This is a genomic window from Nocardia sp. NPDC001965 (assembly GCF_053594175.1).
The window spans coordinates 1-11,540 of sequence record NZ_JBSFDZ010000072.1; the positions used below are offsets into that span (position 1 = coordinate 1).

Genomic DNA, 11,540 nt, shown 5'->3' on the forward strand with positions numbered 1-11,540 from the left:
GTTGCCCGCCCCGCCCCCCGGGCGCCCCCCCGCCGGGCGGGGGCGGGCGCCCCCCCCCCCCCCCCACGCCCCGAAGCGGTCCGGCGCTCAGCCTTCGGTGTCCGCGCCGGGATCCGGTACGGAGAAGCCGGTGATCCGCTCGGGTGTCACCCGGACGACGAAGCGCCGGATGTGCTCCGGCTCGGGCGGTGGATCCTGCCCGAGGTATTTCCGGGAAAGCCGCAGCGGCAGCGCCTTTTCGGGGTCTTCGATCAATTCGGCGGTGCCCTGGATGTCGACGGAGCGATAAGGGTTGGCGGAATCGAAGACGGTGAGCCCGATCCGGGGATCGCGGGCCAGGTTGCGGACTTTACGACGACCGGTCGTCGAGGAGAACAGAATCGAATCGCCCTCCCGGTCCATCCAGACCACCGAGGTCTGCGGCCGCCCGTCCGGTTCGATGGTCGCCACGGTGGCGAAGTTCTTCCCGTCGAGCAGGCGGCGGGCTTCTTCGTTCAATTCGATAGTCACAAAGGACCTTTCGTTCGTATCCGATGATTACGTGGAATGCCGGAGTGGCGGTCAGGCGGCCGGCACGGCCCGGCCATGTGCGCGCGCCGGCGGGCCGGCCGGAGCCACGGGCCGGAGCACCGCGACCGTGACACCCAGCGCGGCCACCAGCAGCCCGGCCGCGACGGTGAAAGCGACCCGGTAGCCGCCGGTCAGCGCGTCGGCGGCGGAGGCCCCGGCGTCGAGGAGGACACCGGTGCGCGACGCGGCGAGAGTGGTCAGGACGGCGACGCCGAGGGCCATCCCGATCTGCTGGGTGGTGTTGAACAAACCGGAGACGAGTCCGGCATCGCCGGCCTCGGCGCCGGACATGCCCAGGGCGGTGAGCGCGGGAAGGACCAGCCCGAATCCGGCGATCAATGCCATCACCGGCAGCAGGTCCGGGAGGTAGGACGCGTGCGTCGGCAACCAGGCGAGCCTGACCATCGCAGCCAGCAGGAGCAGCAGACCGGCGATCAGCACCGCGCGTTCACCGAAACCGATGATGAGCCGGGCCGAGACGAACAGTGACACTCCGCCGATCGCCACGGCGGCGGGCAGCATGGCCAGACCGGTCTCCAGCGCCCCGTATCCGAGCACCCGTTGCAGGTAGAGCGCCAGCAGGACCTGGAAGGCGAACATCGCCGAAACCGTCAGCATCTGCACCAGATTGGCCCCGGATACATTGCGGGACCGGAAGATCCGCAGCGGAAGCAGCGGATCGCCGATCCGGGACTGCCGTAGGACGAAAACGGCCAGCAGCGCCAGGGATACGGCGCCGAGGCCGAGGGTGTGGCCCGAAGCCCAGCCGTGGTCCTCGATCTCGACCACGGTGTAGATACCGAGCATCAGTCCGACGGTGACCAGCGCCGCACCGGGCAGATCCGCCCGGCGGGCGGCGCCGTTCGCCCGGTCCGCCGGCAGCGCCACGATCGCGAGGGCCACCGTGGCCAGGCCGATCGGCACATTGATCAGGAAGATCCAGTGCCAGCCGAAAGCATCGGTCAGGACTCCGCCCAGCACCTGTCCGATCGCGGCACCGGCGGCGCCGGTGAAGCTGAACACCCCGATCGCCACTTTCCGCTGCCGGTCGTCGCTGAACAGCGTCACCAGGATGCCCAGGGCGACGGCGGATGCGAGGGCACTCCCGACGCCCTGGAGAAAGCGGGCCGCGATGAGCATCGCGGGTGTGGTGGCCGCACCGGCGATCAGCGATGCCGCGGTGAACACCGCGTTTCCGGTCAGGAAGATCGTGCGACGGCCGACGAGGTCGCCCAGGCGACCGCCCAGCAGCAGTAGCCCGCCGAAGGCGATCAGGTACGCGTTCACCGTCCAGCTCAGTCCGGCGGCGCTGAATCCCAGGTCACGCTGGATTTCCGGGAGTGCCACCGTGACGATGCTCCCGTCGAGGACGGTCATCAGGGTAGCGGCCGACAGTACGGCGAGGGCGAGACGTGCGGGGTAGCTCATGGTGTTCTCCTGTCCGGAACCCGACAGGAGAGACTGTAGTAGATAGTTTCGTTATAGACAATCTATTGGAGATCTACTGCCGGGCGCGGCGCGCGGCCGAAGGCGCCTCAACCGCCTCGGCGAGATGCCCCTCGGTCAGCCTTCGCAGCGCCCGCACCAGGACTTCCCGCTCGGCGACCGGCAGCGATTCGAGCGCCGCACTGTGCACACCGTCGACGATCCGCTGACTGCGCTCGGCCACCTTGCACCCCTCCTCGGTGACCGCGATGATCCGAGCCCGGCGGTCGGCCGTGGACGGACGCCGCTCGGCCAGCCCGGCCTTCTCCAGCGCATCCACGGTGACCACCATCGTGGTCTTGTCCATATCGCCGAGGGCCGCGAGTTGCGCCTGGGTGCGCTCCTCCTCCAGGGCATGGACGAGCACACAGTGCATCCGGGCGGTCAGCCCGATCTCCGACAGCGCCGCCGCCATCCGAGTCCGCAGGACGTGGCTGGTGCGGTCGAGCAGGAAGGACAGGTCCGGTTCGGCGCGGACGGAGGCCATAGCAGTCATGACCCCATGATAGTTCCGTTGCAGATCTTCTACGGCGAACCGGCCCGGTCCGAGCCACCGTCCGGCGGCGAGCGGTTCGTTCAAGACCGGATACCGCCCTGGCCCGCCGGATCGATCTCTTCGTCGACTTCCCGGTGACCGAACACGGTCTCCCGGGTCCGCGGTGGGCACCACCGGCCCGGAAAGCCACGGGCCGCTCCTGGCTCTAGAATTGCGATACAGCTCGAAGCGCTAACCGTTCTTTCTGGGTGCGCACCCGTTCGTGGTGCGCCGACCGGTGCGCCCGCCCACAGGGCGGCCGCGCACGATACTTCGACCCGAGGCGGCGCTGATGACAGACGTCGACTATTGCGTGGTGGGCGGGGGATTCGCCGGACTGACCGCGGCCCTGCGACTGAAACAGTCGGGCCGCAGCGTGACGCTACTGGAGGCCCGCGACCGGCTGGGTGGGCGGACCTTCACCGAAACCCGGCCCGACGGATCCTGGATCGACCGCGGCGGGGCCTGGATCGGACCCGGTCAGGACCGGATCCGATCCCTGATGCAGGACTACGGGGTACCGAGCTACAAGCAGTACACCGACGGCGAGGCGATGATGGTCGTCGAGGGCAAGCAGCACCGCTACACCGGCACCATTCCGTGGTCGATGAGCCCGTGGGTCGCGATGAACCTCGGCGCCGCCCTGCTCGATCTCGGCCATCTGTGCAAAACCGTTCCGCTGGAGGCGCCGTGGACGGCCGAACAGGCCGACCGCTGGGATCGCATCACCCTGGCGCATTGGCTGAACACCCACGTCGTGTCGAAAGCGGCCCACGAACTCCTCGAAACCGCGATCGCCGGTGCCTACACATCGGCGGCATCGGAGGTATCGCTGCTGTTCGCCCTGTACCAGATGGCGTCGGGCGGCGGGCCCGGCTTCGTCCTGGGCATCGAGGACGGCGCCCAGGATTCCCGGCCGGTGGGCGGGATGGGTGCCGTCTACCGGCCGATAGCGGCCGAACTCGGCGACGCCGTGCATCTCGCCCGGCCCGTGAAGCGCATCCAGCAGGATGCCGACGGGGTCAGCGTGTTCTCCGGTAAGACGACCGTGCGCGCCCGCCGCGTGATCGTGGCCGTCCCCTTGGCGGTCGCGAGCCAGATCCGCTACGAACCGATGTTGCCGGTCGACCGTTCGTTCCTGCACCAGCGGATGCCCAGCGGTGCCATCATCAAGATCTCCGCCGTCTACGACGAACCGTTCTGGCGATACGACGGTCTGTCGGGCCAGTCCGTGGCTCCGGGCTCGCCGGCCACCATCACCATCGACGCCTGCACCGATACCGGCCGCCCCGGCGTCCTCTGCGTCATCGTGGAGGGTCCTATCGCACGCCGGATAGGACAACTCGATCCGGCGGACCGGCGGCAGACCATCCTCGACGCCCTCGCGGAACGGTTCGGCGACCGAGCCCGCACCCCGGTCGACTTCGTCGAACAGGACTGGAGCATCGAGCGCTATTCCGGCGGCGGCATGCTCAGCCACGCACCGACCGGCGTCCTCACCCAGTTCGGCCCCACCCTGCGGGAGCCGTGCGGCCGGATCCACTGGGCCGGCACCGAGAGCTCCGCGATCATGTGCGGGTGGGTCGACGGCGCAGTGCGGTCGGGCGAGCGAGCGGCGGACGAAGTGCTGGTAGAGGACATCGTGGCCGCGTCGGGAACCCCCGGAGGCGGTTCCGGGACACACCGATGACCGGCAACCGCGCAACGCCCGGCCGACGCGGCAGTCCCTCGACCACCCGTCTCGGGGGATAGGCAAGTAGCTTTGCCTAACCCCCGAAGGCTGCCGCAGACAGCTGGAACAGCTCCGGAAGACCGGCGACGCCCTGTAGTCCGCCCCGGCACCGGACTACGGGACCGACCTCGCCGGTCCCATCCGGCACAGCCGGCCGGGACCAGCGGGCGTTCAATTCTCAGAACCGGCCGCGGTGTTCGCGCAACCAATCGGCGAACGTCCGGGCGGGCCGGCCCAGAATCCGGTCGACAGTGCCGTCCGGGATCCGAGCCGCGCGTGGTGGATCGGCGTGCCATCCCACGACGTATTCGGCGTCGGACAATGAGACCCCTTCGCGCAGAAATCTTTCGATCGCCCGCTCGCGTCCGATCCGCTCGAAGGCGATATCGCGTCCGAGGGCTTCGGCGAGCAGTGCCACCCGCGCCCCGGTCGTCAGCGCTTCGGGGCCGTTCAGGTTGTACGCGCGACCCGCGTGCCCGTCCTCGGTATGCGCGACAGCCGCCACCGCGCCCAGATCACCCTCGTGGACCACCGCGCTCGGCAGATCGAACGGCTCCCGGACCACACCCTCTACGCGAATGGATTCGGCCCAGGTGAGCGCGTTGGACATGAACTCCTGCGGTTCGAGCCGCGTCCACGCGACACCGGACTGCTCGACCGCCGACTCCGCCGGACCGACATGACCACCCCACAGGATCGTGATCCGCTCGACACCGGCCGCTACCGCGCGCCGAACCAGCTCCGGCCCTGTCTCGGCGACTTTCGGCGTCACCGTGATGTGCAGTCCGGTGATCCCGTCCAGCGCGGCGTCCAGTGTTGCGGGCTCGGTATGCGCACCCTCCACCAACTCCGCACCCGGGGGCAGCAGCGCCGCCGCCCGCCGCGGATCGCGGGTCAGCGCCCGCACTTCGCGACCCCTTTTCAGGAGTTCGGAAACCACATGCCTGCCGGTGTTCCCGGTCGCCCCGGTCACCAAAATCGTCATCACTGCTCCCTTCCGGGCACGAAGGTTATGACCTGAACTAATATTGAGGTCAATAGCCGGGCTGCCGGCGCTTCCACTCGAACCGCCGGCAGCCGGATCTCCGGCGATCTGCCAGGATGACCATATGAGGACCACGGCCGCGCCCGGCACGATCTCCGCCGGGACTCTGGTCCTGCTGACCGCGCTCTACTTCGCCCAGGGACTGCCCTACGGGTTCTTCACCCAGGCACTACCCGTGGTACTGCGCGAATCGGGTTTCTCGCTCATCCAGATCAGTGCCACCGGAATCCTGTTCGCCCCGTGGGCCCTGAAATTCCTGTGGGCACCCTACATCGACCACTACGGCACCCGGCGGCAGTGGCTGCTGACCCTGCAGCTCACCGCTTCGGCGGTGACGCTCGGGCTGGCCTGCCTGGACCTCTCGTCGTCACTGCGCTGGCTGCTGGTGGGGATCGCGGTGATCAACGCGGTCTCCGCCACCCAGGACATCGCCACCGACGGCCTCGCCGTTCAACTCCTCGGACCTCGGCAGCGCGGCCTGGGCAACGGCATCCAGGTCGGCGCCTACCGGATCGGCATGATCGTCGGTGGCGGCGCACTCCTGTGGCTGTTCGCGCTGGCGGGGTGGCGCAGCCTGTTCGTCGCCATGTCGGTCCTGTTGCTGGCCACCGCGATACCGGTGTGGTGGTCACCGCGGACACCGGTCCGCAGCACGCCGCGGAAAATATCACCGAGCCCGGCGCGGCTGGTGCTCGGATGGTGGAAACGCCTGCGACGGCCGGGAATGATCGCTTTCATCCTGCTCATCGGCGGCTTCAAATTCGGCGATTCGATGGGCTCGGCGATGGTCGGTCCGTACATGTCCGATACCGGACTCACCCTCGGACAGATAGCGCTGGTCAAAGGCGTTCTGTCCTCTGCGGGTGCCCTCGGTGGCGCGGCGCTGGGCGGCTGGCTGTGTTACCGGTACGGTCGGCGTCGCGCTCTGCTCGTCGGCGGCATCACGCAGACCACGAGCCTTGCCCTCTACTTATTCTCGGCACTCGGGATCGGTGGATTCGAGTTGATCGTCACCGCGAGCCTCGCCGAACACATCCTCGGCGGCGCCGCGACCGTCGCGGTGTTCACCCTCATGATGGACGCCTCCGACCCCGACCACGCCGGCAGCGACTACACCCTGCTGGCCTGCGCGGTCGTGACGGTCCAGGGAATCGCCGGGTTCGCCGCGGGGACGGTCGGCGAACTGCTCGGCTATCCGGCGCTGTTCGGGACGAGCCTGGTGCTGTCGGGAATCGGTTGCGCCACAATGATCATCGCCACGGATCGGGGGGCCGGTCCGGCGGGGATCCATACCGTGTGGGCGCCGTCCGCTCGGACGTCGCATCGCCCTGCCCCGCCTCTGGTCGGTGGTGGATGAACTCCGGCCGGGTGGACGGTCCCGGCCGGAGCGGATAGTCGCCGACCGCCATGGCGTTGTGGACGCGAGCGCTCTTGGTGGTGAGACGCAGAAAGGCACCGCTGAGCCCGGCGGGCAGTACGGAGAGCAGGCGGGTGGCCTGGGCCAGGCCGCGGACCCCGAGTCGGGAGGCCGGTATCAGGGATTTCGCCGCGCTCAGCGCGACCGCGTGACTCGCCCGCACCTGTGCTGCCATCGCGCGTTCGTAGGCGGGAAACGCCCGCCGGGTATCGCCGCCCGCCCGGGCCAGCTCGCCGGCCGGCACATACGCGCCGACAACAGCGAGACTCGTACTGCCGCCGACGGCCGGTCCGGGGCAATAGCCCGCGTCACCGACCAGCGTCACCCGTCCGCGCGACCAGGTGTCCATGCGGAGCTGGGTGATCGAATCGAAATAGAAGGCCGGGGTGTCGTCCAGCGCGTCCAGCCAGCGACCCACCTCGGAGCCGGTCTGGCGGAAAGCTGCCCGCAACAGGTCTTTCCGACGCGGTACATCGTCCGGGTGGAAGTCGAGCACCTGCTCGCTCCGGAACAGGAACAATGCGCGGGCGTCGGCGTGGTGCCGCGCGCGGTACATTCCGGCGGTGCGCCCGACGCCGGCATGGATGCGGAGTTCACTGTCGGCACCGGAGATACCGGGCAGCGTGAGCACCGCGAAGTAGGCACCGGTGGCGGTGCTGAACCGGGACTCGTCACCGAAGACGAGCCGGCGCACCGTCGAATGCAACCCGTCCGCTCCGACGACCAGATCGAAACGGCGCGGGACGGCGTTCTCGAACAGCACCTCACCTTCCGGCGAGATCGCCGTGATCGAGTCGCCGAACAGGTACTCGACATCGTCGCGGGTGGCGTCGTAGTAGATCTCGCTCAGATCGTCGCGCATGATCTCGGCATGCCCGTCGGGCGCGGCACCGAAGATCCTGGACAGATCCACGCGCACGGGCCCGACGCCGCCCTTCTGGGAAGAGAGCCAGCCTCGTGCCGGTCGTGCGCGCATCGATACGCGAGAGCAGGCCCATTTTCGCTGAGACGGCCATCGCCGGCCGGAACAGGTCGACCGCGTGGCCGCCGGTCTTGCGCGGCCCCGGTGCACGTTCGACGAACGTGACGGAAAAGCCCTGCCGGACGAGCCAGTACGCGAGCACGGGACCGGCTATGCCGGCGCCGGAGATGAGAATTCGCACGGTATGTCCTCAGTGGTTCGCGGTGCAGTCGCGGATGAGACCGTCGGGCGGCACGATCCACGACACCACCACCCTGGTCGGCCAGGGCATTCCATGTCTTGAACAAATGTCAGCGCCGCGACCGCCGCCACCCGTGCAATGTGCGGATCCCCGGTAGCGACCCGCACCCGCTGCGACCTGGCCTCCGACGCGAACACCGTATCCGCGGCTCGCCGGAGCGACATCGGTCCGCCGGCACGGCGGTGCGTTATCGTCGGCTTCCTGATGGACCAGCCGATCGGCCCGAACCAGTGGTCCCGGCGTTCGGCACCGACCCCGGAGTGCGGCAACAGGGAGGAACCGTGGACATCACCGACCTGATCCTCGACGACCACCACGAGCAGCGACGGCTCTTCGCGATCCTGGAGCAGATAGATCGCGGCGATACCGCTGTGCTGTCCGCGATCTGGGGCAGACTGGCCGCCTTCCTGGAACTGCACGCGCAGGCGGAGGAGGAGATCTTCTATCCGGCGCTACTGCAGGTCGGAATCGCGGCGCGCCGGGCGGCCGGCGTGGAGGCGGAGACACTCGACGCGGTACACGACCACAACGAGATCAGGGATGCTGTGGCCGAGGTGGCCCGGCACCGGGTCGGCACCGAAGACTGGTATGCCGCGGTCGCCGCCGCGAACACTGCCAACAGCGACCATATGGCCGAGGAAGAACGGGAAGGCCTCACCGACTTCCGCCGCCTGGCGAAGCTGCCCCGCCGCCATCAGCTCGCCGTCGCCTTCGCCGCTTACGAGGCACATAACTATGCCGGGGTCAGACCGGTCGACAAGGATCCCGCCGGTTACGTCCGCGCCACCGAGGAAAAACTGCGGAGCACGACCCGTGGATCGTTGAGCGTCGGAACCCTGAAACGGGCCCGGGACTTCATCTGATCGGAGGTCGGCTGCGCGTCGGTACAAAAGGTCGAGTAACAACCGCGGGCCGTATGCGATGTTTTCCGTACAGCATCGATTCAGGAGGTTCGAAATGCGATCTGCGAAAAGGCTTGCAGCCGGCGCCGCCGTTGTCACCGCAACCGCGGCCGCTGTGCTCGCGGGTGGTGGCGTGGCCCAGGCCGACGTTCCGGTGTGGCAGGCAAACTGTCACGTCTACAACGTCTTCAACACCGGCGGAATGGCCAATTGCGAATTGCCCACCTGGCACCAGGTGAAACTCACCTGCGTTGCGTGGCCCGTTCCGTTCACCTACTGGAAATACGGTCCGGTGCAGTATGGTCAGAACCAGTCCTGGGCAAGCTGCGATTCGTTCAACGCGCTGGTGCACGTAGAGGTCATCCAAGCATAGGTCGCGTCGGCCGATCCGCCCGGCGAGTGCTCTCCGAACACGTCAGAAACCCTGCAGGGTTACACACGCCGAGGAGTTCGTCATGCCGTACACAGTGGATTTCGATACCGTATCGACCGCCGGGCTGGAATCGTCTCCGGTCGCCGAAGCACTGGCCGGGCTACGCGCGAACGAAGCCCGGTACTTCCGGAACAAGTACGGCCATGTATTCACCGTCGAACCCGCGAAAAACGCGGAGACGACTATCGACCGGGTGAGTCGGATTCTCGACGCGGAACGCGGCATCGTTATCCGCTCCCGCCCACTCGAGGCGACGGATTTCCGAGTGGAGGACATTCGTTTCTCTTATGTGTTCTACGAAAGCGGTCTATCGATCAACGTGATGTATTCGGTCGACAGCGCCGGTAAACGCGCGGTCGGCTTCAAACTCTCCGAAGGAATGGAAATCCCCGCCGAACTGGACTCCTTCAAATTCGCCCGACAGAAGTCGAAGCTGGCGGGGACCATCCGTGGCTCCTACTTCGTCATCAAGAACGAGTACTGACCGCCGACCCCCGACTGCCGCGGTGGCACAGGATTCGAACAACCGGCCCTCAGGTGGCCGACGGGTGCGCCCGAAACTTCCTCCGCACCGCAGGACCTCGCGCTCGTTCGACCCGCAGCTGCCGTCACCCGGCCCTGTCACCGACCGGAACCCGCACCGATGAATTCCGGGCGGCTCCCCCGTCGATACCTCTGGATGACCCACAGGTGCGGGCCGTACTGGGACTGTCCCGGCCCGGAGGAACACAGGGAGGCACTCGGATGCGTAAGTCGATACCGGGCTCGCAGGTGTCGCTCGCCGGCAGAACCGCCGACGCGGACAACGGAATCCGGGTCGCCCGGACGATCGCGGACGGCTCCGGACCGGGGCAGACGATCCGGACCGACGCGCAGGTAGCGCAGTGAGCGGCACCCGGGTGTTGGTGGCGGGGGCGAGCATCGCGGGGCCCGCGCTGGCCCATTGGCTGCACCGGCGAGGGGCCGAGGTGACCGTGATGGAGCGCGCCCCCGAACTGCGTCCCGGTGGGCAAGCGGTGGACGCGCGCGGGGTGACCAAGGAGGTCATCCGGCGGATGGGGCTGGCGGATGCCGTGCGCGCCGCCCGTACCGAGACCGCCGGCGCGTACACCGTCGACGCGGACGGGAACGTGCTGGAAACCTTCCGCGCGGACGACGACGGCGGCGACGGGTACATCTCGGAGATCGAGATCTTGCGCGGCGACCTGTCCCGGGTGCTCTACGACGACACGCGGGAAAGTGTGGAGTACATCTTCGGTGACCGCATAGCCGGACTCACGCAGGACACGGACGGCGTCGATGTGACCTTGGAGGGCGGCGACCGGCGCCGCTTCGACCTGGTGGTCGGGGCCGACGGGCTGCATTCGGCGCTGCGCGGCATGGTCTTCGGGCCACGTGAGCGGTTCGTCCACCACCTCGGGCACGTGCTCGCGTTCTACAGCGTGCCCAACGAGTTCGGGCTCGACCGCTGGCTGATCGACCATCAGGAGGCCGGGCGCTCTGCCGGTCTGCGGCCCGTCCGGGACGCCGCTCGGGCGATGGCCATGTTCTCCTTTCCCGCCGCCGACCTCGATGTGGACCACCGCGACGTCGCAGCGCAGAAACGGCTGCTGCGTGAGCGGATGGCCGGAATGGGTTGGTGGACCCCGCGAATCCTCGCGCACCTGGACGACACCCCGGACTTCTACCTCGACCAGGTGGCGCAGGTGGTGATGGATCGCTGGTCGTGCGGGCGGGTGGGACTGCTGGGAGACGCCGCGTTCAGCTCGTCGCCGATGTCGGGGCAGGGCACCGGGCTCGCACTGGTCGGCGCCTACCTGCTGGCCGGAGAACTGGCCGCCGCCGATTGGGACCCGGCGGCCGGGTTCGCCGGCTACGAGGCCCGGATGCGCTCGTTCGTCGTGGCCAACCAGGAGATCGGCCGCTTGCACGCCCGCAGTCGCGATATCCCCGGGCCCGATACCGAACCCGGCCTCGATTTCACCGAAGTATGGTTCGCCGAGCTGATCGAACGCGCGATCAACGGCGTCGAACTGCCCGACTACGCCGACGCGCCGGACTCCCGGGCCCCGGCCGGGCCGCCGGTCACCTCGTCGGCCGCGTCCTAGAGAGTGTCCTCAAAGTCTGGGCGGTTGAGGTGCCGGTTTGATTTGATGTGTGGTCGTGGTGGCACGTAGGCATGAATTGACCGAGGACCA

Annotated in this window: 13 protein-coding genes; 7 read left to right on the forward strand and 6 right to left on the reverse strand. The window is 68.2% G+C overall.

Annotated elements, in window-relative coordinates:
• Nucleotides 1-87: 87 nt before the first annotated feature.
• The 3 genes from ACWCPQ_RS34580 to ACWCPQ_RS34590 all read right to left on the reverse strand — a co-directional run bounded on the left by ACWCPQ_RS34580 (nt 88) and on the right by ACWCPQ_RS34590 (nt 2,551).
• Nucleotides 88-510, reverse strand: coding sequence for a PPOX class F420-dependent oxidoreductase (locus tag ACWCPQ_RS34580; RefSeq protein WP_449907253.1), 423 nt, complete (start codon nt 508-510; stop codon nt 88-90).
• Between the two features lie 51 nt (nt 511-561).
• The gene (locus tag ACWCPQ_RS34585; RefSeq protein WP_449907255.1) at nt 562-1,998 is read right to left on the reverse strand and encodes a DHA2 family efflux MFS transporter permease subunit; all 1,437 of its coding nucleotides are present in this window, start codon (nt 1,996-1,998) and stop codon (nt 562-564) included.
• A gap of 73 nt (nt 1,999-2,071) precedes the next feature.
• Nucleotides 2,072-2,551 (reverse strand): MarR family winged helix-turn-helix transcriptional regulator, encoded by a 480-nt coding sequence (locus ACWCPQ_RS34590; RefSeq protein ID WP_449907258.1) that lies wholly within the window; start codon nt 2,549-2,551, stop codon nt 2,072-2,074.
• Between the two features lie 331 nt (nt 2,552-2,882).
• Here ACWCPQ_RS34590 and ACWCPQ_RS34595 point away from each other — a divergent pair, with 331 nt between their 5' ends.
• Nucleotides 2,883-4,280, forward strand: a complete 1,398-nt coding sequence (locus ACWCPQ_RS34595; protein WP_449907262.1) for a flavin monoamine oxidase family protein — start codon at nt 2,883-2,885, stop codon at nt 4,278-4,280.
• 220 nt (nt 4,281-4,500) lie between these two features.
• Here ACWCPQ_RS34595 and ACWCPQ_RS34600 read toward each other — a convergent pair whose 3' ends face one another.
• Complete coding sequence (locus ACWCPQ_RS34600; protein ID WP_449907265.1) at nt 4,501-5,307, reverse strand: NmrA family NAD(P)-binding protein; 807 nt, start codon at nt 5,305-5,307, stop codon at nt 4,501-4,503.
• A gap of 124 nt (nt 5,308-5,431) precedes the next feature.
• On the opposite strand from ACWCPQ_RS34600, the gene ACWCPQ_RS34605 reads away from it, so the two are divergent.
• Nucleotides 5,432-6,724 (forward strand): MFS transporter, encoded by a 1,293-nt coding sequence (locus tag ACWCPQ_RS34605; protein WP_449907268.1) that lies wholly within the window; start codon nt 5,432-5,434, stop codon nt 6,722-6,724.
• Here the strand turns inward: ACWCPQ_RS34605 and ACWCPQ_RS34610 are convergent.
• Nucleotides 6,618-7,646, reverse strand: coding sequence for an FAD-dependent oxidoreductase (locus tag ACWCPQ_RS34610; protein ID WP_449907271.1), 1,029 nt, complete (start codon nt 7,644-7,646; stop codon nt 6,618-6,620). The genes ACWCPQ_RS34605 and ACWCPQ_RS34610 overlap by 107 nt on opposite strands.
• A complete protein-coding gene (locus ACWCPQ_RS34615) occupies nt 7,549-7,947 on the reverse strand; it encodes an FAD-dependent oxidoreductase (protein ID WP_449907273.1) in 399 nt (132 codons plus the stop codon). The genes ACWCPQ_RS34610 and ACWCPQ_RS34615 overlap by 98 nt, the downstream gene beginning before the upstream one ends.
• A 341-nt stretch (nt 7,948-8,288) precedes the next feature.
• On the opposite strand from ACWCPQ_RS34615, the gene ACWCPQ_RS34620 reads away from it, so the two are divergent.
• The 5 genes from ACWCPQ_RS34620 (at nt 8,289) to ACWCPQ_RS34640 (ending at nt 11,450) form a co-directional block, all read left to right on the forward strand.
• Complete coding sequence (locus tag ACWCPQ_RS34620; RefSeq protein WP_449907276.1) at nt 8,289-8,870, forward strand: hemerythrin domain-containing protein; 582 nt, start codon at nt 8,289-8,291, stop codon at nt 8,868-8,870.
• 94 nt (nt 8,871-8,964) lie between these two features.
• Nucleotides 8,965-9,282, forward strand: coding sequence for a hypothetical protein (locus ACWCPQ_RS34625; RefSeq protein WP_449907279.1), 318 nt, complete (start codon nt 8,965-8,967; stop codon nt 9,280-9,282).
• An 82-nt stretch (nt 9,283-9,364) separates the two neighbouring features.
• Entirely contained in the window at nt 9,365-9,826 is a 462-nt protein-coding gene (locus ACWCPQ_RS34630; protein WP_449907282.1) for a phage tail protein, read from the forward strand.
• A 260-nt stretch (nt 9,827-10,086) separates the two neighbouring features.
• The gene (locus ACWCPQ_RS34635; RefSeq protein ID WP_449907285.1) at nt 10,087-10,230 is read left to right on the forward strand and encodes a hypothetical protein; all 144 of its coding nucleotides are present in this window, start codon (nt 10,087-10,089) and stop codon (nt 10,228-10,230) included.
• Nucleotides 10,227-11,450: an FAD-dependent monooxygenase gene (locus tag ACWCPQ_RS34640; protein ID WP_449907288.1), complete on the forward strand. Its 1,224-nt coding sequence runs from the start codon at nt 10,227-10,229 to the stop codon at nt 11,448-11,450. The genes ACWCPQ_RS34635 and ACWCPQ_RS34640 overlap by 4 nt, the downstream gene beginning before the upstream one ends.
• Nucleotides 11,451-11,540 lie beyond the last annotated feature (90 nt).